The organism is Cysteiniphilum sp. JM-1 (genome assembly GCF_008711525.1).
GTDB lineage: Bacteria > Pseudomonadota > Gammaproteobacteria > Francisellales > Francisellaceae > Caedibacter.
Genome location: NZ_VXKS01000013.1, coordinates 44,731 through 68,830, shown reverse-complemented (window position 1 = coordinate 68,830; position 24,100 = coordinate 44,731). Strand labels below are relative to the sequence as shown.

Annotated in this window: 22 protein-coding genes and 1 riboswitch; of the genes, 9 read left to right on the top strand and 13 right to left on the bottom strand. The window is 38.3% G+C overall.

The window, feature by feature from the left end; translation table 11 throughout:
- Positions 1-137: 137 nt before the first annotated feature.
- Both F3D68_RS07300 and F3D68_RS07295 read left to right on the top strand, forming a co-directional pair.
- A complete protein-coding gene (locus tag F3D68_RS07300; protein WP_151193784.1) occupies positions 138-407 on the top strand; it encodes a hypothetical protein in 270 nt (89 codons plus the stop codon).
- A 34-nt stretch (positions 408-441) separates the two neighbouring features.
- Complete coding sequence (locus tag F3D68_RS07295; RefSeq protein ID WP_151193783.1) at positions 442-1,050, top strand: hypothetical protein; 609 nt, start codon at positions 442-444, stop codon at positions 1,048-1,050.
- A gap of 3 nt (positions 1,051-1,053) precedes the next feature.
- Here the strand turns inward: F3D68_RS07295 and F3D68_RS07290 are convergent, their stop codons facing one another.
- Together F3D68_RS07290 and F3D68_RS07285 are read right to left on the bottom strand one after the other, a co-directional pair.
- A complete protein-coding gene (locus tag F3D68_RS07290; protein ID WP_151193782.1) occupies positions 1,054-2,184 on the bottom strand; it encodes a CaiB/BaiF CoA transferase family protein in 1,131 nt (376 codons plus the stop codon).
- Positions 2,185-2,233: 49 nt separating this feature from the next.
- A complete protein-coding gene (locus tag F3D68_RS07285) occupies positions 2,234-2,998 on the bottom strand; it encodes an enoyl-CoA hydratase-related protein (RefSeq protein WP_151193781.1) in 765 nt (254 codons plus the stop codon).
- 434 nt (positions 2,999-3,432) lie between these two features.
- On the opposite strand from F3D68_RS07285, the gene F3D68_RS07280 reads away from it, so the two are divergent.
- Entirely contained in the window at positions 3,433-5,670 is a 2,238-nt protein-coding gene (locus tag F3D68_RS07280) for a glycoside hydrolase family 18 protein (RefSeq protein WP_151193780.1), read from the top strand.
- A gap of 12 nt (positions 5,671-5,682) precedes the next feature.
- Here F3D68_RS07280 and F3D68_RS07275 read toward each other — a convergent pair whose 3' ends face one another.
- The 5 genes from F3D68_RS07275 to F3D68_RS07260 all read right to left on the bottom strand — a co-directional run bounded on the left by F3D68_RS07275 (position 5,683) and on the right by F3D68_RS07260 (position 10,483).
- Positions 5,683-5,871 carry a hypothetical protein gene (locus F3D68_RS07275; protein ID WP_151193779.1) on the bottom strand — a complete coding sequence of 63 codons (189 nt, stop codon included), beginning with the start codon at positions 5,869-5,871 and terminating at the stop codon, positions 5,683-5,685.
- Between the two features lie 138 nt (positions 5,872-6,009).
- Positions 6,010-6,234 (bottom strand): nitroreductase family protein, encoded by a 225-nt coding sequence (locus F3D68_RS11410; protein ID WP_224728264.1) that lies wholly within the window; start codon positions 6,232-6,234, stop codon positions 6,010-6,012.
- Positions 6,225-6,371, bottom strand: a complete 147-nt coding sequence (locus F3D68_RS11405; protein WP_224728263.1) for a nitroreductase family protein — start codon at positions 6,369-6,371, stop codon at positions 6,225-6,227. Before F3D68_RS11405 ends, F3D68_RS11410 begins: the two co-directional genes overlap by 10 nt.
- Before the next feature lie 8 nt (positions 6,372-6,379).
- Positions 6,380-7,597 carry a pyridoxal phosphate-dependent aminotransferase gene (locus F3D68_RS07265; protein ID WP_151193778.1) on the bottom strand — a complete coding sequence of 406 codons (1,218 nt, stop codon included), beginning with the start codon at positions 7,595-7,597 and terminating at the stop codon, positions 6,380-6,382.
- A gap of 33 nt (positions 7,598-7,630) precedes the next feature.
- A complete protein-coding gene (locus F3D68_RS07260) occupies positions 7,631-10,483 on the bottom strand; it encodes an ATP-binding protein (protein WP_151193777.1) in 2,853 nt (950 codons plus the stop codon).
- A 306-nt stretch (positions 10,484-10,789) separates the two neighbouring features.
- Between F3D68_RS07260 and F3D68_RS07255 the strand changes: the two genes are divergently transcribed.
- Positions 10,790-11,098, top strand: coding sequence for a helix-turn-helix domain-containing protein (locus tag F3D68_RS07255; protein WP_151193776.1), 309 nt, complete (start codon positions 10,790-10,792; stop codon positions 11,096-11,098).
- 14 nt (positions 11,099-11,112) lie between these two features.
- Here F3D68_RS07255 and F3D68_RS07250 read toward each other — a convergent pair whose 3' ends face one another.
- The 3 genes from F3D68_RS07250 to F3D68_RS11235 form a co-directional block, all read right to left on the bottom strand.
- Entirely contained in the window at positions 11,113-12,525 is a 1,413-nt protein-coding gene (locus F3D68_RS07250; RefSeq protein ID WP_151193775.1) for a coniferyl aldehyde dehydrogenase, read from the bottom strand.
- Between the two features lie 69 nt (positions 12,526-12,594).
- Positions 12,595-13,584, bottom strand: coding sequence for a rhodanese-related sulfurtransferase (locus F3D68_RS07245; protein ID WP_151193774.1), 990 nt, complete (start codon positions 13,582-13,584; stop codon positions 12,595-12,597).
- A gap of 147 nt (positions 13,585-13,731) precedes the next feature.
- The gene (locus F3D68_RS11235; protein ID WP_191092746.1) at positions 13,732-14,583 is read right to left on the bottom strand and encodes a LysR family transcriptional regulator; all 852 of its coding nucleotides are present in this window, start codon (positions 14,581-14,583) and stop codon (positions 13,732-13,734) included.
- Between the two features lie 118 nt (positions 14,584-14,701).
- Between F3D68_RS11235 and F3D68_RS07235 the strand changes: the two genes are divergently transcribed.
- Both F3D68_RS07235 and F3D68_RS07230 read left to right on the top strand, forming a co-directional pair.
- Entirely contained in the window at positions 14,702-15,127 is a 426-nt protein-coding gene (locus tag F3D68_RS07235) for a nuclear transport factor 2 family protein (RefSeq protein ID WP_151193773.1), read from the top strand.
- Complete coding sequence (locus tag F3D68_RS07230) at positions 15,124-16,353, top strand: MFS transporter (RefSeq protein ID WP_151193772.1); 1,230 nt, start codon at positions 15,124-15,126, stop codon at positions 16,351-16,353. The genes F3D68_RS07235 and F3D68_RS07230 overlap by 4 nt, the downstream gene beginning before the upstream one ends.
- Before the next feature lie 9 nt (positions 16,354-16,362).
- Here the strand turns inward: F3D68_RS07230 and dxs are convergent, their stop codons facing one another.
- Positions 16,363-18,228 (bottom strand): 1-deoxy-D-xylulose-5-phosphate synthase, encoded by a 1,866-nt coding sequence (gene dxs, locus F3D68_RS07225; RefSeq protein ID WP_151193771.1) that lies wholly within the window; start codon positions 18,226-18,228, stop codon positions 16,363-16,365.
- Positions 18,229-18,445: 217 nt separating this feature from the next.
- Positions 18,446-18,674: riboswitch (cobalamin riboswitch) on the top strand.
- Between the two features lie 27 nt (positions 18,675-18,701).
- On the opposite strand from dxs, the gene F3D68_RS07220 reads away from it, so the two are divergent.
- Both F3D68_RS07220 and F3D68_RS07215 read left to right on the top strand, forming a co-directional pair.
- A complete protein-coding gene (locus F3D68_RS07220) occupies positions 18,702-20,759 on the top strand; it encodes a TonB-dependent receptor (protein ID WP_151193770.1) in 2,058 nt (685 codons plus the stop codon).
- A gap of 93 nt (positions 20,760-20,852) precedes the next feature.
- The gene (locus tag F3D68_RS07215) at positions 20,853-21,491 is read left to right on the top strand and encodes a hypothetical protein (RefSeq protein WP_151193769.1); all 639 of its coding nucleotides are present in this window, start codon (positions 20,853-20,855) and stop codon (positions 21,489-21,491) included.
- A 184-nt stretch (positions 21,492-21,675) separates the two neighbouring features.
- On the opposite strand, the gene F3D68_RS07210 is transcribed toward F3D68_RS07215, so the two are convergent.
- Positions 21,676-22,167: a hypothetical protein gene (locus F3D68_RS07210; RefSeq protein ID WP_151193768.1), complete on the bottom strand. Its 492-nt coding sequence runs from the start codon at positions 22,165-22,167 to the stop codon at positions 21,676-21,678.
- A 7-nt stretch (positions 22,168-22,174) separates the two neighbouring features.
- Positions 22,175-22,867, bottom strand: a complete 693-nt coding sequence (locus F3D68_RS07205) for an NrdJb (RefSeq protein WP_151193767.1) — start codon at positions 22,865-22,867, stop codon at positions 22,175-22,177.
- A 189-nt stretch (positions 22,868-23,056) separates the two neighbouring features.
- On the opposite strand from F3D68_RS07205, the gene hutG reads away from it, so the two are divergent.
- Positions 23,057-24,088 carry a formimidoylglutamase gene (gene hutG, locus F3D68_RS07200; protein WP_151193766.1) on the top strand — a complete coding sequence of 344 codons (1,032 nt, stop codon included), beginning with the start codon at positions 23,057-23,059 and terminating at the stop codon, positions 24,086-24,088.
- The last annotated feature ends 12 nt before the right edge of the window (positions 24,089-24,100 follow it).

The following is a 24,100-nucleotide window of genomic DNA, read 5'->3' as shown; positions in this document are numbered from 1 at the left end:
TCATAATGCAAAGAAGCGAGGAAAAGCATTAATTTTCTCGTTGTTAGAAAACGTCCTTTGTAAAAAACTAACGGTGCAATAAGTATGAATTATAATCTCCTTGCAACACAAATAGAGCCGCTCCTAATACACTCTTTTTGGGCAATTTAAAGAATCCTATTGCAAAAGATACTGAAAACTATGTTTGGAGTGGATTTGCGGTATATGACGATGTTTATGGCTTAAGTGGCAATTGTAATAACTGGACAAATGATGGCACTTCAAATAGCCCTCAATATTTTGCCAATGTTGCCAATCCTTTAGCAACAGACAATTCATGGGCTGCTAAGTTTGATAGCGAAAAACACAGCTTACAACTAGCTAGCTGTAACACGCCAAACAAACTCTATTGCGCACAAAAATCTTAATTATCAATAATTCAAATCACAAGGAACATTCATTATGAATATTAAAAATTTGACTAAAAAGATTGGCTATTTTGCTTTACTTAACCTCAGTTTAATTGGCAGCAGCTTTGCCAACTCTAGCGTATCTATCTATGTTGACCCTGCAGTAGCAGATCTTGATGCAACGCAAACACAGTTTATCGTTGCAAGCGCATACCCTGAAGTAACACCACCAACACTAATTGTTGATACTGATAGGGTTACGATTGATATTGGTTATAATATTATGTCAGAAAATACTGATGTCTCTAATTGGCTTAAAAACATCCGCGGCACATGCGATACTGATGATACTAACTGCAAAGCAATTGGTAGCAAAATGAGTAACAGTACGGCAGGTCTTGGTTTATACGGTGATCTTATTTTCACCTCTAAAGATCACCAACATCACTATGTTTGCAAAAACGTCGTATTGGGTGCTGTTAAACTTAGTTACTTCCAAGCGACTTGGTCGCTTGGCGCTAAGTCAAGCCTACCAAGAAAATATAATGAAACAAGTAAAGACTGGGAACTCACCTTAAATTGTGAAAGTGCTCAACAAGAGGTTAAACACATTACAATCACGGGAGATATTAGCAGCTTTACAGTGATTAGTGTCAAGTAAGGATCACTTAAACTCTTTTCTTATCTTTTCCGTTGACGCACCCAATGCTTCTGGCGTATTGAGTGTATCTAGATCATGACTTCCATTAATCTTCATAGGATTACCCGGCACAGTATAATCGCCGGCGTTAATCAGCATATTACGTGCCTTAATCTGTGGCAGCTCACAAGCTTGTTTAATGTTATTAACGATACCATTTGGAATACCGGCATCAGTTAAGATCTTTTGCCATTCTGCCGTTGTCTTTTGCCTAAAAAGCGGTTGTACAACAGCTTGTAAATCAGTGCGATTCTTAATGCGATCAGGTCCCGTTTTAAACCTGGGATCATCATGCCAGTTCATTTTATCTAGTGCTTGACAGAAACTTAACCACAGCTTTTCTCCCAAAACAGCCACAATAACGGCGCCATCTTTTGTACGTAATGCACCAAAAGGTGCAGCAGCTGGATCAATATTACCACTACAATGCTCAATTTCATTGAGTTTAGTATAAGCCACCACTTCAGCTGGCATCATTGCAAACAAACCATCTAGCATCGAAACATCCACATAAGCGCCCTTACCACTTCGCAAGCACCCACAATAGGCAGTCATCGTTGCCATATAGCCCCACATCCCGGCACTGACATCACCCACAGGAAAACCAATGCGTCCAGTATCTTTATCTAAATCACCATTAATTGACATCATGCCTGAATAGCCTTGACCCACCAAATCAAAACCTGGTGCATGCGCCATTGGTCCTGTCGTACCAAAACCTGAAATCGAGGTGTATACAATTGCGGGATTTATTTTTTTAACCTCTTCATAACCTAAGCCTAATTTCTCCATCACACCAGGTCTAAAATTCTCCACAAGAATATCTGCCTTTTGAATGATTTTTTTGATCAATGCGATATCTTGTGGATTTTTCAAATCCAGAGCACAGCTTTCTTTATTGGCATTGGCTGATGCCCAAAAAACTGAAATTCCTTCTTTGGTGAAAGGCGCCGCTGAGCGCAACATATCACCATCTCCTGGACGCTCAATTTTAATAACTCGTGCACCATTGTAAGCCAAGAGCATTGTGCAATAAGGTCCAGCTAACGCTTGAGTAAAATCCAATACCAATACATCATCTAAAACGCGTGACATTTTTCTCTCCTTGAATCGTTCGTTTTTTCAATTTTTCTCTTTTTCGCTTTTATTTCTTATGATGAATCTTAGCAATAAGCGCTTCAACACGTTTAGTAAACTGTGGACTATTCAAAATCTTATGTCTCGACTCCTCAATAGCGATGGCTTCATCATAATTAATCGTAACATCATTAGCCAAAACATTAAGCTGCAATTTACTGTTAGCAACCCCTTCAGCACAACAACTAATAATTGCCTGACAGACCTCATCAACACGTGCTGAAAGTGATGTACTATCACTAAAAATAGCATTAAAAATTCCTGCATGATAGGCATCCATGGCATCGATGCTACCAGCGGTAAAAAATAGCTCTTTGGCTTTATGAATACTCATGACTGACAACCAATTTTGGTAATTGCGCAATGAGAAAGGCACGCCCATTTTATTGGCGGTAATAATCACCTTGCTGTCATTGGTGGCATAAACCATGTCGCAAACCATCAGCATATGTAAAGCACCAGCATAAACAGCACCTTCGACTTGGGCAATAATAGGTAAAGGTGATGCCGTCATCGCATCAAACATTTCAAACATCGGATCATTGGTAATCTCATCGACTGATGTCAGTTCATTTAAATCATGCCCTGCTGAAAATATGCTATGCGAAATGTTGGCTTTAAGTACAATCGCACGCTGTTTTCTGCGTTTTGCCTCATGAATAAATTGTGTGACGGCTTTTGACATCTCACTATCAAAAGCATTGCGTTTATCACCATTATTGATCGTAATTGTTGTGATTTTGTCATCGTGTTGACAGAGTATCTTATCCATTGAAATATCTCCTTTTAGGTTTTACAGTCCAAAGCATCGCGCCAGTGCTTCTAAGTATAGCGTGAGATTTTTAAAACAGGCATTTGTTCAGTCGGTTTTTCAAACTTTATCCTTTTTTACCTCTTTTACCTCTTCTATATTTTGGCTATGACCATATTCCTGACCACTTTGATTGTGTAAGCGTTGGCTGAGCGTAAGTCGAAGCCTCTATGAAGTGTGATTACCCACTTCGACTTGTGCTCAGTGCATCGCTTCGACTTACGCTCAGGGTACGGTGAGCACTTGTGGGTGAATATTTAGTCTTATCCTATATTTTCATCTCTTTTATCCAATATGCATAAATTCCGCACACCGCTGTTCGTAATCTGTAGTTACAGTTACTTGATTGTTTTGCGATCATCTTCTCTGCCTGTGCAATTATTAAGGAGAACAGCATGAAATTATCTAAACTTTATTTTCTCACATTGACGGCTTTGATCATAAGTGCCTGCGGTGGCGGCTCTGATGGCGCAAGCAATGAAACATCACCAACATCAACACCAACGTCTGAGTCAGACCACCAAACCTTACCATCATCTGAAAACACAACGATAGGAAACACAGAAAACACAGAAAACACAGAAAACACAGAAAACACCGAGTATGAAGTACCTGAAACCGAGTTTGAACCGACACCAATACCATCAATTAATATCGTGCAATTTATAGTAAATGGTATTCCTGAAACAGCCGATGGCACGGTTAACTTTATTAAACCAAATCAAGAAGTTATCAGCTATAGTTTATCGGAAATGCGTAGCCAGTCAGGTGTTACGTTAGCAAGCAATGACTATTCTGTTGAGTCCACTATTTTGTATGAGGGAATCAATTATGTACTAACAACGGCGGGCATTTCAATACACAGTGGCATGACCAGTCCCGTTTCACTTAATTACAATGCGCTTGCCGCAGAAGCTGGCGTTATTCATATCACATTAAACAACCTTCCTAGCGGCAGTAGTGAGCGTTTAATAAGTGTCTATGATAATGAATCAAACCTTGTCAATTCACAAATAACCAATAACTTCAATGTCACCTTAAGTCTTAATCCTGGCACTTATACGATTAGTTATCAAGGCTATCTTGATAATGCCAATAATCGCTACTATAGCGCAAATAACACCAACAATATAACCGTTACTGCTGCAAGCACACAAGATCTTGCGATTAGCTATTCAGTGGATAATGTTTTTTACGAGGTTGGCGCTTATTACCCTGCTTGGGGCACCTATGGACGCGATCACCAAATACACCACTTAGATGCAAAAGATCTTGATGTACTTTATTATGCTTTTTTGAACTTTGACGCTAATGGTATTGTCACACTTGGTGATAGTTATGCCGATACGGAGAAACGCTTTACAACAGACGTTACTACTGCGCATGGCGTCTATCAAGCAGGCACATGGTTTGGCGAGGGTTCTGACAAACCTTTTTATGGCAACCTAGAGCGTATTCAACAGTTAAAGACATTGGCAAAGAACCAGTATAACAACGATTTGATTGCTGTTTTTTCTATTGGAGGTTGGACATGGTCTGGCAATTTCCCAAGTGTTGCGGCTGATCCACAAAAACGTCTAGCCTTTGCCAATAGTGCCACGGCATTGGTTGAGCAATACAATATGGACGGGCTTGATCTTGATTGGGAGTTTCCTGTATGGGGTGTGCAAAATGAGCATATCAATGCCGCTAATATAGCTATTGCTGCCCAAGGGGCTGGGATTACCAATGAACAAAAGCAAGCGATTCTTGATCAATACTTACAATATAGCAATGCTGCTAACTATGTTGAGCTTATTAAAGTTGTTCGTCAAAAGCTTGATAACTTAAGTAACACCACTGGCAAAACCTATCATTTAAGTATTGCCATCAATCAAGCACCTGAAAATATCGCCCTTAATCACTATAGTGAGATGCTACCGTATCTTGATTCGATCAACATCATGTCCTATGATGCCGCAGGAACGTGGGATAGTACCACAGGACATCAATCTCCCCTATCTGCGACAGAAGGTACTGATGCACCAAACTATACGACAACCAAAGGACAATGGAATCTCATTAGCAGTGTTGCCGCACTTAATGCCGAAGGTGTCAGCAATCAAAAAATTATCGCCGGCATTCCGCTCTATGGCCGCCAATGGGTAGAAGTAGATATTGGATTAGCACATATTCCAGGAGTTTATCAATCAGGTATCACAGGACCTGGTGAGTGGGAGAATGGCAGTCTAGGGTATAACTGCCTCATGGGGGATAGCTTCTCAAATGTTAAGGATAATGAAGTGTGCACAAGCTTTGCTAACACAGCATCTGATTACACCTATATTCTTGTGCGCGATAATAACAATGTGTTAAGAAGTGTTGGCAACTTTGGTGAAGTGAGCATTAATGGTTATACAATCTCAGGTGTTACCTATCCATTTGATCGCATTGTTGAAAGCTATTATTACAATCCGTTATCACGGATGTTTATTACGTATGATTCGGCAACAATGGTTAAAATCAAAGCACACTGGCTAAAACAGCAAGGGTTAAAAGGGGCAATGTTTTGGGATACTTCAGGTGATGCGCCAAACCCTGAAACCAACCCTAATCCATCACTCATTGATGCGCTAGCTAATACATTTAACTAATCCGATGCAGTGTTACATGTCATCTGAGCTCATCATTAGTATGCTCGGGGTATTTTGAGCTGGTTGAACAAGGCTATGCTTGTATGCTTTATTTGAGTTTGATACATAATCAGTACCGGCATAAGCCGCAGCTAAGTTACCTGCTAAGAAAATACCGATAAACATCAGTGCAATCGCTTTAAAAAATTTGTTCTTTCTCATCTTAAGTGCTCCTTTAATAATTTTACGTTTTTATGGGGGTGAATGTTATAACACCTGTCCATCATCGATAATCAAAATTAATAAAAGCTTAAGATGTCACAGCAAATAAAAATAGTTTTAAAAAATCGCATTCGATCGCTAAATTTCAACAATTACTTCCGTTGAAGCAGCACGAAACTTTTTTGGTAAATCCATGGCGCTATAACCAAATGCACACATCACACCTGAAAAATCAAAATCATCAAAATTGATTTGTTTATATTCATCAAGGACTTTCTTGACATTTTCAGCTTCAAAACCTTCAATCGGGCAACTACTAATGCCTAAAGATTGTGCGGCATTGAGTAAATTCGTTACTGCCATGGCTCCAAACCAAACGATGATGGTGACAGACGCCCTGCTTCTAAAATAAACGCTTTATCTTTGGCAGAAATTTTGCGTGTTGGGTCAAATTTCTTGCAAGCAAAGCGCTGCTCTAATAGTTCAATATAATTCATCATGATCCTCTTTATAGTGCTTTAGCATGTACTCTTTCTTGTTTAACATAATCGACTAAGCGTCCCATGGCATCTGTTAAAACACTGACCTCATCGGCACAACTAAGGCGTAGGTAACCTGGTGCGCCAAACGCTAATCCTGGCATAACAGCTAAATGCTTGGTTTCTAATAAATGCAAACAAAAACTTACATCATCTTTAAAGCCTAATGCCTCAATAATTGGTTGCACATAAGGGAATAAATAAAAAGTTGTCTCTGGTAATAGACAATCAATCTCTGGCACGTTTTGTAATGCCTCATAACAAAAATTGACACGTTCTTGATATGTGTTTAGCTGTTCAAATAATGCTGATCTTGGTAAATTGAGCGCTTCTATCGCAGCATACTGTGAGATAGAGCAAGCGCATGACATCGATTGTGACTGATAACGCTTAAGCATATTGATCATATCCTCGGGTGCAATGATATAGCCAATGCGCCATCCTGCCATCGCATAACTTTTGGATACGCCATTAACAATGGCATAACGCGATTTTAACTCAGGCGCCACTTCAATCAATGTCAGTGGACGATCTCCCCAATAAAGCATATCGTAAATATCATCACTAATAACCCAGACATCAGGGTAATCTTTTAATACACGAGCGATCATATTCAATGTTTCTTTATGATATATCGCACCGGTTGGGTTATGTGGAATATTAAGCACTAACGCCTTTGTTTTGGGACTAAGCTTTGCTCTTAAGGCATGCTCCGTTGGTTGGAAATCATTGTGATGCGTTGTCTCCACGACTACGGGTTTACCATGCGCAAGTTTAATCATATCAGGATAAGATGTCCAAAAGGGTGAAAAGAAAATCACTTCATCACCTGCATTTAAAATACAATTAAAAATATTGTATAGACTATGCTTAGCACCTGTTGTCACACACACTTCATTATGTTGAAAATTAAGCTGATAATCGCGGCTGTAGCGTTTCATAATCGCCTCTTTTAACTCAACAATTCCATCTACTGGCGTATATTGCGTGCGATTTTCATCAATCGCTTTTTTAGCTGCTTCTTTAACCACGCTAGGTGAATCAAATCCTGGCTCACCAACCGCCAAAGAAATTACATCTTGATGCCCTGCTTTAACAAGACTTGCAGCACGGGCTGCCATTTCAGCGGCTTTTGAACCTTCAACATTCAGCACGCGCTGACTAAAGCGTTTTGCTTGATCTAACATTTCGCTTTCGCTCCTTAAATTTATTGACTCAATTTATTGATTATATTGATGATAAGCTTGTATTGTTTTATCACAAACCATCACAAATTGCTCATACTTCTCTAGCACAATGGCATCAATCGTATAATTATTATGTTGCAGCGCTTTTTCAAGCTGTGCTAATTTATTTTTCAACACGGGCACGCCACAGTAACTAGCACCGCCGTGAAGCTTATGTACTAAATCTCTTAAGTGTTTACCCTCGTTATTTTCATAAGCGCTCATAATCTCTTCAACAGCACTATTTAAAGAGCCCATAAATGCTGCCAGCATCTCCTTGGCAAAAACAACATTGCCACCTGCTAGGCCTGACGCAAGCTCAATATCGATATAGATTTCATCATCAACAGTTGCATTTTTATTGCTAAGCTCGCATATATGCTCGAAATTTTCATTTTTTTCGTCATTTTTAGTTTGTAATGACAGCTCATTACTACCTAAATAATGCATCAATAATTCGGATAACGCATTGTCATCAATCGGCTTGATTTGTATGGCATCAAAACCCTCTTGTAAAAGGCTCTCGCCCTGCCCTTCAACAACATCTGCCGTGACAGCAATGATAGGTGTATTCTGATAACGCTGATCTTGACGCAAGGCATGACATAACTCAACCCCATCCATTTCAGGCATATGCACATCGGTTAAGATCATCATAAATTTTTGCTTTTGAGCTAATGATAACGCCTCTTTTGCACTAAAGGCATCAACTGGAGAGTAGCCTTTTGTTTTTAACAAAATATGCAATAGCTTTAAATTAATGGGATTGTCATCAACGATCAATATCGACTTCTCTGCCATAATATCAGGCATGTCAGTTGCTGTTGTCACATCCTCTTTTTCGCTTAATTGGAGCGAGTTTTCTAAAAAAGAAACTAACTTGTTTGGTTTGTATGGGTAATTTAAGCAATTTTTAAGACCTAGCTTATGTGTGTAATCAAAGAGTTCATTTAATGGCATATTAGCAATAAGAAAAATATTCGCTTGCGTAAATGATTGTAAATCCATGATTAAGGATTGTTTTAATTTCTGTATTTCAGGCAGTGTGTTATAAATCAATACGATATCAACCGCATCTTGCTCAACCACGCTATCAATCAACGCAGTCTCACTCTCACAGCAAATAAACTCAATATCAAGAAGCGCAATATGTGCAAGAAACATCTCACAGGCATATCGACTTTGATTATAAACAATGAGCTTTTTAATGCTTTTTGGTTTCTTTCTTTCAATCGTTACACTTGGTCCTTGCTCAAAAAACACATTAAAGCTAAAGCATGCGCCATGACCCAGCTCACTTTCAACTTTAATTTCCCCATGCATTTTTTCAATCAGCGTTTTACTAATAGTAAGTCCCAGTCCCGTGCCTCCATATTTGCGACTAGTTGATAAATCAGCCTGAGTGAAGGCATGAAACAGCTTAGCTATTTGCTCAGATGATAAGCCAATGCCCGTGTCCTTAATCGTAACATATAATTCTACTTGCTCACTTTGCGCATTTTTCTCGTTTTTCTCATTTTTCTCATTATGAATTGCTTTTAATTCAATACCAACGCGCACGCTCCCTTGCTCAGTAAATTTCAATGCATTGCCCACAAGATTGGTCAAAATTTGGCAAAACCTTAATGCATCACCCGTGACCATCTGTGGCAATTGCGGGTCGAGCAACACACCAAAGTCAACCTGCTGCTCAATGACCTTGGGCTTAAATAACATCATGCAATTGGTAATTTCTTCACGCAAATTAAACGGCTGATGTTCAAGAATTAAATTACCCGATTCGATTTTTGAGAAATCCAAAATATCATTGATAATGCTCAATAGATTATTGGAAGATAAGATAATTGTTTCTAAATACTCACGTTGTAAGGAGCTCAGCTTACTTTTTGCCAGTAAGTCTAGAAAGCCTAATACTCCATTCATGGGTGTGCGAATCTCATGACTCATATTGGCTAAGAATTTACTTTTTATCTCGCTAGCTTCAATCGCTTCTTTGCGCGCTTGATCTAATTGAATATTTTGGCGTTCAATCGTCTTAAGCGTATGTCTTAGCTCCCTTGTCGCTTGTTTAATATTACGCTGCATTTCTTGATGCGCATTATTAAGCGATAACGCCATACTATTGACACCTTCTTCAAGATTCTTAAGCTCGCCTGGTGGATTGCCATCAAGCTTAGTATCTAACGCACCTTCTTTAATACGTTTCACTGCATTGATAATATCAAAAAGCGGATTGATCAAATCCCCACTTAAACGTAGCCCAAATAAGATACTCACCGTTAACCCAATCAATACAATCAGTAATGTCGCAATAATTGCCTGATACTGATTCATAATGGTGTTTTCGCGACTTAAGGTAATAACAACCCAGCCAATACGTTGATCTTTTTCCGTATAAAGCTTATCAACACTTGTTTCTTTTGGGTTAATGGTGCGTGAAATAACAGGCGCTAAAAACTGAATATTTTTATGCCCTTCTTGCATAAAGATTTTTTTACTAATCAAGTCTGAATTTTCTTTAAAAAAACGAGGGTTTACTTGTGGAATTCTACCCGTGAATGTTAATAAATCACCATCGCTATCATAAATCGCAGCCATACGCACATCCGGATAGCTTAAAATATTATCCGTGACATTTTGTAAGATAATCTTACTGTCAAAGTACAGACCATACTCAGAGGCGGCAACAAGCTCAGTAGTAACTGCCTCACCACGAATATATAGATTGCGATCCAAATCAGAGAAGCGCATGCTGATAAAATAAAAACCAAGCAATGCTGACACCGTCAGTGTTGGTAATAAAGTTAATAAAATCATCCGCCCGCGGATGCCAACATTTTTAAGCATAAGATGTGCTTTTGATTTAGCGCGTTTAATGATGAATTATATCACCCATAAATCATTTTGCAGTGGGAAACTGCCATCTTAAAAATTGAGGTTGCAAACATTTTTAAATAAAAACCCATATTGGGTTGAATCATTTATTGTTGCCATCTATAATTCTCAACATGAACAACACATGCCGATTTATCTGTTACTAACTTATCCAAAGTCAGTTGCTGATAACATTGATAACGAAACAGAGAATGCACTAAAAATAATTGTTAAACAAATGGTTAAAAACCATAAATTAAATCAGTTACGAGGTAAAATATGAACTTTGATTTCAAAACAAGTTTACTACAAAGCGCTAAAGAGGCACTTCAAATTAGCAAAGGCGAGTTATCAGCAGCCAAGTCGCATCAAATCTTCATTCCTGAAGATATTGATGTCAAGGAAATCCGATTAAAGTTAAATATTACTCGTGGTGAGTTTTGTGAAAAATATGGTTTTAAATTACGCACACTTGAAAAATGGGAACAAAAAGTCACCAGACCTGACTCTGCAACAAGAGCTTACCTAACCGTTATATCTTGTAATCCTGAAATCGTTCATCAATCATTGCAACAACACCGACTGTAAAAAATAAGTCTATTTTACCCTTTAAAGAGTTTACGAAACCAAGAAAATCGTTGTCCATAAGGAGGGTAAAGCCATAAAGCACTATTGAACCTACCGCGCTGACAAATCGCTTTGGCATTAGAGAATGTTTTAAAGCCTTCAAAACCGTGATAGCGTCCCATACCTGAATTACCAACGCCGCCAAAAGGCAGATCATGCTGCGCGATATGGTTTAACACATCATTGATACACATCCCGCCACTAATAATATTCCTATTAATATACTCTTGTTCAGCACGATCATAACTCAAAAGGTAAGCAGCCAATGGGCGAGGTTTTTGATTAATATAACTTATCACCTCTTCAATCGATTGATAGCTTAATACAGGTAACAATGGACCAAAGATCTCATCTTGCATCACCTGTAAATCACTCTTTGGATTTAATATTAACGAAATAGGTAGTTTTCGACTGTGATCCTTCGTCGCTTTACATTCATCTAGTGCAACAATCTTGATCCCTTGGTCTTTTGCCTCGTCAATATATCCTTGCAAACGATTAAACTGTGCCTCATTAATCACGCTACTATAATCATCATTAGTCATATATTGCGGATACATTTCTTTAAACGCTACGTCCATTTCAGTTACAAATGCCTCAAGTTTCTGCGCATGAACAAATACATAATCCGGTGCAATACAGGTTTGTCCGGCATTTAAGCCTTTGGCAAAAGTAATCATTTTAGCTGCTTTTTTTAAAGGAAAATTTTGACTGATAACTAACGGCGATTTGCCGCCTAACTCAAGCGTCACAGGTGTTAAATTTTTAGCAGCAGCCTGCATTACCTTTCTGCCAATAGCTGTTGATCCAGTAAAAAACAAATGATCAAAGGCAAGTTCGCTAAAACTTTGCGCCACTGTAGCATCACCTGTGACAACCGCCACTTCATCAATATTAAAAGCGCGTTTGCAAATTTCCATAATTATGCGATTGGTTTTAGGTGTATGTTCTGAGAGTTTAATGCACACCCGATTTCCCGCAGCCAATGCATAGATAAGCGGCGACAAACTCAACAAAATGGGATAGTTCCATGGCACCATAATGCCAACAACACCCATTGGCTGATAATAGACATAGTTTTTAGCGGGCTTAAAAATCACACTGGTATGACGTTTCTCTTTAGCCATCCAACTGCGCAAAGATTTAAGGACATACTTAATGGTACCGGTAACTTGAAAAATCTCACTCAACCAAGTCTCATTGGCACTACGATGGCCAAAATCATCACTTACTGCATCAATCAATGCTTCTTCATGCTTTAATAATGCTGAATATAAGCGCTTAAGTTTATCTTTACGTAATGCATAATCAGGATATTGATCAAGTGAAAAGGCTTTTTTCTGTAGTGAAAATAGTTTTAATAAATGCGTTTTATCGATATTTTCCATTGATCTAGCTATCCCTTTGCTTTAAGTAACGAGCTATAAATTAATTTATAGCTCGTTACTTAATTTTTGTTAACGACTCTTATTCGCCAAACGATCTCTTTCGCGCTTTTGCTGTTTCTGTGCTTTACGGATTAACCCAACTTGCTTTGCTTCTTCACCGATATGCAACTCGCCTCGTTCACGTGCTAATTGGCTTTGTTTTTCACGCTCTAAGAAACGCTTTCTTTGTTCAGAGGTATGATTGCCCTTACAATGATGACAAGACACACCTTGCTCATACTCGGGTTTCAACTTGTCTTCTTCAGTAATTGGACGACGGCAAGCATAGCATTGATCATATTGACCTTTGGCTAAATCATGCGTCACAGCAACACGTGAATCAAAAACAAAGCACTCACCTTGCCATAGACTTTTTTCTTCAGGTACTTCTTCAAGATATTTTAAAATACCACCTTCTAAATGATAGACCTCATCAAAGCCCTGTTCTTTCAAAAAGGCAGTTGATTTTTCACAACGAATGCCACCGGTGCAAAACATCGCTACTTTTTTGTGTTTTGTCTTATCTAAATGTTTTTCAACATATTCAGGAAACTCACGAAACGTCTCCGTATGCGGATTAACCGCATTTTTAAACGTACCAATGTCAATCTCGTAATCATTGCGTGTATCAATTAATAAAACGTCAGGATCGGAAATTAAGGCATTCCAATCTTGTGGCTTAACATAAGTGCCACATACTTTAAGAGGATCTAATCCTTCGACACCTAAGGTTACAATTTCTTTTTTTAGCTTCACTTTGGTGCGATTAAAAGGAATATGCTCATCAAATGATTCTTTATGTACCAAATTAGCCAAACGTGCATCAGATTTTAAGAATTTAAGTACCGCTTCAATACCTGCGGCAGTGCCTGCAATCGTGCCATTGATTCCCTCTTTGGCTAACAATAGCGTACCACGCACCATATTATCTTCCATTGTTTTTAGCAATGGTGCTCTTAATGCTTCATAATCGTCCAGTGTGACAAACTTATACAGTGCTGAAACCACGTACTTTGACATGCTATACCCTTTATACCTTATTTATTTCTACTATCTATCATTTGTATTATTGATTTTAAACACACAACCTCAATCAAAATATGATTAATGATGGGTGCCGAGTGAGCGCATTATACACCATTTCATCTAAACGCCAAATAACCGTTTTTATCTGACATTAAAAACCATTTCAATAAGACTCAATAATGGTGAATTTTGCGCATAAACATAATAACTTTGCATATTAGGAATACTCTCAGGAATCTGCTTATTGATACTCAAAAGCATCTCTTTTTCCTGAGCGGCTAACAGGGCTGTTGGTAAAAAGCCATAACCAATGCCTTGGCTAATTGCATGCAGTATTGTCGTATATGAAGAAAAATAAAGTGCATTTTTAATCTGTAACATATCTTTTAATTGAGTTTGCATAATACATTTTAATGTTTTTAACTCCTGTTCAATACCTTTGAAGCCTTTTGCTAAATCACGTGAAATATAAGCATCAAAAATAATATCCGTATAGAGTCTAACATCAAAGCCATGATCTTTAAGCATGTTTTTTTCACCTTCATTAAGTACAACTAAGGCAACATCTACCTCATGTTTAAGCAACAACTCAATGTGCTTTGTTTTATTCTCAACGACAAGGTCATAATCGAATGCTTGATCAAGCTGCATAATCTGGCTGATTTTACAAAATAGACTCTGCTCAAATATTTGTGATAAGGCAATTTTAAGTGTTGGTTTTTTGTGCTTTAAAAAAGGCAGCTCCAACTGATTAATGCGATCAAATTCAAGTAACATTGGTTTAATCAGCGTGTAAAAAGCATGGCCTTTGTTATTAGCAATTAATTTATTATTGGTTCGTTCAAACAATTGAAAACCAACAATATCCTCCAAGTTTTGTAGCTGTTTAGTCAAGGCTGGAGGCGTTAAAAACATTGCTTCTGCACTTTGGCGCAAGCTTTTTAACTCATAGACGGATATAAAAACACGCAACTGTTGCAAGGTATAGTTCATTTAGCTTCTCACCTAATATCATTCAAAATAAGTTAACACCATATTAAATATTATTCAATTTTAATTAACATTAAATTTTGTATACTGCTAACAAGTTCAAAAACCGAAGGTAATTATCATGAATCAACATAATTTAACAATCGTCCGTAACTTTTTAGCTCATCAAAAAAATGCGCAAGCAGATCAAGCATTAGCGCTTATTGCCGAAGATGCACTATGGCATAGTGACAGTATTGGTGCACCATGGAGTGGCGACTTTCACGGTAAAGCTGAAATCATTCGTCACTTTGCCAATATTCGCCAGTCAGTGACCAGTTTTAGCAAAACACCAATGGATATCGTTGCCAGTGACAACACCAGTTTTGTTTATGAGTATGGCTATCTTGAGTGTACTTTTAAACATAATAATGAGTTTTTTGCCACTTACATCATCTCGATTTATGAGATTAAAGATAATCAAATCATCTCTTATCGCGTTTTAGAAGACTCTAATACGCTATATCACACTTATCACAAGACATCTGATACCAAGGAAACCTTATGAATACACGTATAAAACTACTGATTTATTTACTTGCTTTACTGTCTATCTTAACTGTAAACATCTACATTCCAGCGATTCCGACATTACAACAAACTTTCGCTACTACCAAGGCACATATTAGTCTTACCGTTAGCTTTTATATGCTTGGCTTAGCGATAGGTATTCCTTTATATGGAGCGATCGCCGATCATATCAAAACTTCTAAAGTGCTTATTTTCGGACTGACACTTTATATTATTGCGAATGTAATCGCGATATTTTCACCGAATATATCCACCTTTATCTTTGCACGTTTTATTGAAGGTTTAAGTGCTGCCAGTGCGCTTTGCTTATGGCAAGTTTTAAGCTTCACCTACTTTGAAGATAGAGCAAAACATATGATTAATTCAGGCTTTATCATCATTGGTTCAATGCCTGCATTGGCACCGATGTTTGGTGGATTTATCCTATCGTTTAGCCACTGGCAAGCGCTTTTTGTTACCCTAACTATTCTGGCAATTATCCTCATTGCGCTGACATTAAGTCTACCTGTGCCAAACACTGCATTGCAAACTAAAAAGCCACAGCACCCGCTAGAACAAACACATATCGTATTGTCAATTTTAAGACAATATAAACACTTGGTTGTTGATGCGCAGTTTATGGTACTTGCCTTTGCCAGTGCTACGATCTACATGTCGGTATATGTCTACTTATCACAGGTTCCTTTCTTGCTAACAAAGCTTCATTTTGCGACAAAGAGTTTTAGCCTGTTCTTTATACCGATTTCAGTAGCGTTTATTTTGGGAGGCATCTTCTTTAAATTTTTACTGAAAAAAGGCACTTCATTTAAACAGATGTTTATGCTACCTGTCGCAGTTACAATCATTGTTTTTGTATTAGTTGTCATTGCTGAGCTAGCTGGTGTTACTCTATCGGCATGGTTATTAGCCATTCCATTTTTTATCTTTACCATTGGCGCGGGTATTGGCATGCCAAATCTAGTGAGCCAAGCATTGTCACTTCATCCTCATCGCCGTGGAACTGCTGCATCCGCTATTGGGTTAGTGCAAAATCTATTTGCTTTTGCCTTTAGCAGTCTTGGCGCATATCTAACCCGCTTTGGTTATGATGGACTTATTATTTCTTATGCTATTTTGACTGGATTACTACTTACCTTCTTTGGTGCTTACCTTGCCATATCTCAGCGCAAGAAACCATCCCTTGAGACTTGTCCTATTGCTTAATTTATTAACTTAAACAATTGATTCAACTAACTGAATAATACCCTCTACTGAAATACCTACTTCTGCCAGTAATGCATTTTTATCACCATGATCCTGATAATGATCGGGCAACCCGATGTTACGCACTTTGATTTTACTTAATAGGTCATTAGCAATTAGATATTCATTCACCGCAGATCCAGCGCCACCCATAATCACATTTTCTTCTAATGTAATAATCATCTCATGTGATTTGGCTAGCTCTTTAATTATCTGCGTATCTAATGGCTTAACAAAACGCATGTCTATCACGCTAGCATTCAGTTGTTCAGCTGCTTTGATGGCTATTGGCAGCAAGGTGCCAAAGTTTAAAATTGCCACTTGTTGACCTTGGCGCACGCATTTTGATTGTCCCATTCTCAAATCAAAACTTTCTGTAATCTCAGCACCTATGCCTGTACCACGCGGGTAGCGCACCATCGCCGGACCTTGATGTTTAAAGCCTAAGCTTAACATGTGATAACATTCGTTTTCATCACTTGGCGTCATGACAACGGTATTGGGGATACAACGCATAAAGCTTAAATCAAAAATTCCCGCATGTGTCGCACCATCAGCTCCTACAATGCCAGCACGATCCACAGCATAGAGAATATCTAAATTCTGTAAACTCACATCATGAATCACTTGATCATACGCACGCTGTAAAAAGGTTGAATAAATGGCAACAACAGGTTTATAACCCTCACAAGCAAGACCCGCGGCAAACGTCACCGCATGTTGCTCAGCAATCGCAACATCATAATAACGTTTAGGATATTCTTTTGAAAAGCGAATCAAATCTGATCCTTCACGCATGGCGGGCGTGATACCAACAAGCTTGCCATCTTTTGCTGCCATATCACATAGCCACTGCCCAAAGATATTCGAGTAGCTTAGCTTGGCTTGTGATACACCTTTAGTCGCTAAATTTGAGTTAAACTGTGGATTGACATGATGAAACTTAATCGGATCTTCCTCTGCTTTTTCATAGCCTTTACCCTTTTTGGTTAAGATATGCAAAAGCTTAGGACCATCATGGTATTTAATCGTTTTTAATGCTTCAACCAAAGCCTCAATGTCATGTCCATCAATCGGACCCACATAGTAAAAATTAAGTGCCTCAAATAAATTAGCCGGCACAAACATCCCCTTGGCTTGGGTTTCCAAGCGTTTTGCCAGCTCAAAGGCGCCTGGGAGTTTTTTAAGAAATTTTTTACCAGTTTCACGAATATTGTTATAGGTTGAACCCGATAGAATTTTAGTCAAATGACTGGTAAGTGCGCCAACATTCTCAGAGATAGACATCTCATTATCATTTAACACGACTAAAACATCTGAGTGCATACCGCCAGCATGATTTAATGCTTCAAACGCCATGCCTGCGGTTAAGGCGCCATCACCAATAATGGCAACGGATTTAGCATTTGATCCTTTGAGTTTATCCGCTTCTGCCATGCCTAAAGCGGCCCCTATTGATGTACTGGAGTGTCCTACACCAAAGCTGTCATAAACACTTTCACTACGCTTAGGAAAGCCTGAGATGCCACCTGGCTTTTTGATAGTGATCAACTCGTCTGCACGCCCTGTTAGGATCTTGTGCACGTAGGTTTGATGTCCCACATCCCACACCAAATGATCATTCGGTGTGTCATAGACATAATGTAAAGCAATAGTTAGCTCCAAAGCGCCTAAGCTACTGGCAAAATGCCCACCTGAGACATCTAACGTCTCAACAAGAAAGGTGCGTATTTCAGTCGCTAGATGTGTTAATTGAGAAACGGCAAGTTTGCGCAAATCACAAGGCGAGTTAATCTTTGATAACAAGGGATAATTTGCACGATTTGTTTTTGACATAACAACAAGCAATTTGTCTATTTTAGTTCTGTGGCATAGTATCCTTTACTATGCTGGCTTTCTCAAGTAAAACCCTTAATATTCTTTGCTTTTAATGTTATTAACTTAATAGTCAATTGTGCCTTATGCAAAGTCAAAAAGGTCACCTAGATGTAAATGAAAGCTTCGACTAACGCTTAAGCCAACGGTTACACTTGCCATTTGCTCTAAAGCACTCTAATATCGGCGCTTGTTAGGTGCTCATCGTTCTTTATACATGAGTTAAAAGGGAAATTGGTGTAAATCCAATACTGTACCCGCAACGGTAAACCACGCTTTCAAAGATAGCTTAAAAAGCGTTTGCAATCATTCACTGGGCAACTGGGAAGAAGCATTTAGGTCATACCCATCGTAAATCATTTTGATGGGGATAAGTCCGGAAACCTGCCTAATAACAGAACGTTTACGGGGATATAAACAACAAAGAGGGCTCCATGCAACCATACCGTTTTCGCACCTTAAGTGCCATCATGCTATTGTCTATTGTTGGACAAATAAGCTTTGCTGATCAACAGAATAACGACAGTGATAATAATGTCAAAAGTGTCAAAGCCGCTAGCGATGATAAACATTCGTCAGCAACTGAATACACCTTGCCAACGATTGTTATAAATTATGCGAATCATTTAAATAATGATGAAAACAAAACACGAAATAATAGCAATACCTCTAGCGCACCGATTAGCGTATCCTTAATGCCTAATTATGCCAATCAAAGTATTGACCGCACCATTGAGCAAAATGCTTGGGTTAACAGCAATAATAGTAGTGCAGCAAACCCCAGTTTTTATTTAAAGGGGCAACGTGCAAGCGTTTTATTAAATGGTATTCCACTGAATCAATTTAACTCGCAAGCGCAGAATATTTCCTTAATCCCACAAGATAGCATTGAAAGTATCGCTATTGATCCCACAGCCAGTAGCGTGCTCTATGGCGGCATGGGCTTGGGCGGCACGATTAATATTGAACAGAAATTTATAGCTCAAGATAAATATATGATTGGTTTATCTGGTGGCTATCCATTTGGTGCTGGCGTTAATGTCTTTATTAATCAGCTATTAGATAATGAAAAAACGTGGAGTTTACAACTTGCTAATAATAGTCAAAGCATTGATGGCTATCGCGATTATTCACGTAACAATAGCAATAATGCCTATATTGCTTTAATGCACCAAACCAATACCCAAAAGTTGTCACTGAACTTCAGTGACAGTTATCAATATTTACATTTCCCCGGCGCGCTAAATCAACAGCAAAGCGATGATAATCCATGGCAAGCAACAAGTAATGGAAAAGAAAAATATATTAATCACACCGTTAATACACAGCTTAATTTTGAACAAACACTTGATAAACAGTGGCAATTTAACCTTAAATCGCAATATCAACAGCAATGGGCTAATGCCATTTTTGCCGACTCAAACTACTCCTCTAAACAAGGTAGTAGTTTATTTTATTTACGTCCAAGCATTGTATTTGACAATGATTTTGTAAAAAACACGTTTGGTACTGAGTTTAATTATCAAACCTTCAGACAAAGCGCTACCACAAATAATGCGACACAAACCAACATTGCACTATTTAACCAAAGTGACTTTACCTTAGCTAAAAACTGGCAAAGCGGTATTGGCGGGCGTTTTGAGCATAGCTATACTACGGGTGATTTTATCTCGAGAAATAGCTCAGGCTCACAAGTAATTAATATCGGTGCGGGTGATATTTATCTGCAATACAATTGGAGTAAAGCTTTTAATACGCGTGCTTCAGTTTCATATGCCTATCAGCTGCCCTTTATTGATCAATCTAATTTAACACCCGGAACAACGACAAGCTTTGGCTTAAATCCACAAACGGCATGGATTTATCAGCTTGATAACACCTATAAAAACGATAGGTTAACACTTAAAAATAGTAGTTACTGGATGCTGATTAATAATCAAATTGATTACAATCCTAACTTTACAAGCCCTTATACGCCATTTGGTGCGAACATTAACTTACCGCCAACACAAACCATTGGTAATTTATTCGCGCTTGATTACGCATGGCTGCCGAGTTTAAGTCTTGGCGGCAGTTTTGCCTTTAACTTAAACACCTTCAGATCTGGAACTTTTAAAACTTTGGATGAAAATAAAAATCCTATAGATGTGCCAATATCAAACAACCAAGTCCCCGGACAGCCTCCTTTTACTGCGGAGATCCATAGCCATTGGCAATTTAATGACAAACTCTCTTTCTGGCTGCAGGAGCAATATTATAGTGCAAGCTACGCCTATGGCGATTATACCAATACCCTTGCCAAACAAAGCGGTTACTTCCTTACTAATCTGGGTGCCAAGTATCAGCTAGATCATTGGCAGTTTAATTTCAATATTTATAACCTGTTTAATAAGTTCTATTACAGTTATGTTTCAACCTATAATTTAAAAGACCTAAGTTACTACCCAGCTGATAGCATTGTTGCAATGCTTAATATTCAATATCAGTTTTAATAGCGTGTTATGAAACGTGCAACCCTGCTTTCTCTGATTTTGCACATAAGTGTTATCTTAGTTATTGCTCTTTTATGTATCGTTGCCAAATATATGAGTAACACGTCAAATAAACATATTGATATTGCCCTAACCAAAGAAAGTATGCCTGCACATATTGTTTACCTTAGCCAAAGCAAAGTAAGTACTAAGATTCCAAATAGTGCAACAAGCCTTACGTCTACAAGTCCTCAGATGAACATTTCAAAACCATCACCAACAATAGCTTATACGCCGCTGACAACACAAAACGCAAAACTTAAAATTGACAATAATCCACCAAAACAAATACAACCACTACATCACGAAAACAAGAAAATTGAAGCAAATAAATCATCGCCTCAACCGATTAATAAAGATCATCATACTATCAGATTAAATACAACTTTAGCCACCTCTGCCTTTAGTAGTGCCGAAGAAATAAATAATATCATGTCAGAATTGCAAAGCGCTTTAAGTAACTATCTTGCCAAACAATCAGCACCTGATCAATCCTTCAGTACCATGATTACGCTGACAATTAACAGGAAAGGTACATTAGAAAAAATAAACTTCTCACCGTTGCCATCTCAAGTGCTACAGGCGCTTTTGACTCACTTTTTACAATCACAAAATTATACGCATAAACTTTTATTGCCTCATAGTATTAATATCAATATTCCTTTGGAATTAATCGCTGCGTCTTCCAATTAAATATCGCCGCTCCCTGAGGCCAGTCGAAGGGAATCTAAAAAAAGTAAAGATGACTATTGGCTTCGACTGACGCTCAGCCAACGTTTATAGCTACCCAGATTATCCACCGCTCCCTGAGCTAAGTCGAAGGGAATATCAAATATAAAGAAGTGGAAAAGTTGTAGGGGCGTATTGCATACGCCTATTAAACGCCGAAGGGACGCTTAACAATAAACCGGCTTAAGCCAATCCAAAGATAAAGATAACTAAAAAAGCTTAGCCAACCGGCAAAGCTACCGAAACGATAAAGCCAACTAATTTGTGACAATATGTGATTAATATCAGCATTTGCCTGCTGCATTAATACTTGTTGCATATAGGGAATCGCAAGGCTGCTAAATAACACAACCATACTAAAGACTACCAATAAAACCACTGCCACAATGAGATTTTTCTGTACATTCGGACGCGTTAGTTGAATGATTTTTTTAGGGAAAAAATACATTAACACCACAAATTCAGTGATATAAGCGATGATCGTTAAAGCAAAACGCCAACTAAGATCAGCATTAATCTCAGGCAAACGCACAACAAACCAACTTATCACAGAAATTGCAAGCAGCAATGCCGCCCATTTACTCTTAAGAAAAAAACCAAGATAAATGCAAAAAGCAAGATAGAAAAAGGCATAAATCATGATTGATTTATCCGCACTTAGAGTAACCGCAATTTAAGCACGTTAAGCAATTATCCATGCGCACCATCGCTTTGGTGCTGCATTTGCTACACAGTTGTGACTCAGGTGGAAAGTTATTGCTCGCATCATTACTTGGCTGTTGACGTTGATCCAGCTCTTGACGCTTAGCGGCAATATATTGCTTTTGCTCTTCATCTAACTCATCATCTGGTAACATGCCGATTTTCTTTAAATGCTTTTCAATAACATCACCAATCTCAGAAACTAATGAAGGAATATACTTCCCGCCACGCTTTAAATAACCGCCATTAGGATCAAAAACAGATCGTAGCTCTTCAACTAAAAAGGTAATATCACCCCCTTTGCGAAAAACCGCTGAGATAATCAAGGTCAAAGCAATCGTCCATTGAAAATGCTCCATATTTTTAGAGCTTAAAAAGATCTCAAATGGGCGACGCATCTCATGCTCAGTGCCTTCATTTAAAACGATATCATTAATCGTCACATACAGTGCATGCTCTGCCTGGGGTGGCTTAATCTTATACGTTTCACCAAGCAATGATTCTGGTCGCTTGATATTTTCACTCATTTGCTGATGTGATTTTTCTTTTTTTGTTGGTTTAACTGCAACATTGTTTGCCCCATCATCAGGTTTGACAATATTAAAGCCTGTGATTTTTTTCTCTATTTTAACTGCCATTTTTACTCTTTTTACTCTAAACGGTTAATAAAAAATTTGCGATAAATCGCGCATCAAAAGTCGTCTTATTTTGCCTGAGCACGCCGATGAAAACAATCGATAATTCGTTGAAGTTTTGCTTTACTTTTTCACCTAAATAGCTGTTACTCTAGCATTGCACTAAGCACAATAGCAGTATTTTAAATAATTTTGCAGATCGGGGTTGCGATCAAGCACTTTATTGGTAAAGATATTACACATTCCGTAATTAAGTATACTTTTAATCTTATGAAATACCTGCCTGCTAATAGCGCATCAAACTACGCTTCTCGAATGACTGATGTTAACAATGAGTATTTCCATCAACTGATTAAAAGCATTGATCTTAATCAAACGATCAGCACATTAGAAAATGATAAACAACACTTTATCTTAATTGGCTTTTGCTGTGATGAAGGTGTTAAGCGCAATCAAGGTGTTATTGGTGCCAAAGAAGGTCCTGAATACTTCAGACTTGCGTTTTTTAACTTAGCAGCGCATCTAGACAGTAACATCATGCTTTATGATGCGGGTAATGTCTATTGCGATAGCGACGATCTTGAGTCAGCACAGCAGTTATTAGCAGAATATGTCGCTAAAGTCATACAACTCAATGCCATACCGATTGTCATTGGCGGGGGGCATGAAACGGCTTGGGGGCACTTACAAGGTCTTTATAAAGAAAAGCTTAATCCCACGATTGTCAACTTTGATGCACACTTTGATTTGCGAGAAACTTTAACAGGTAACCTTGGCAGCTCAGGCACCCCTTTCTATCAAGCATCACATTACTTAAAGGATCAGCAACTAGACTTTAATTATTATTGCTTTGGTGTGCAGCCATTTGCTAACACCAACCGTCTATTTGATTATGCTCATGCGACCAATACACAATATTTGCTTGCTGAGCACATCAACAACAACCCACAAGATTTGTCATTTATTGACAAAATTACAGCACAAAATAAGCAAATCTATATCACGCTATGTCTTGATGTTTTTCAAGCAGCGCTTGCCCCAGGGGTTAGCGCACCACAAGCATTAGGTATTGATAGCCCTTTTGTCATAAACGCTTTGCGTAAGCTCAAGCAATCTAAACAAGTTATTGCTTTAGATATCGTTGAGCTTAATCCAAAAAAAGATATCGATAACAGAACCGCTAAGCTTGCAGCAGCACTTCTTGCGAATTTTCTACAAGCTTAAACTTAACCCTTA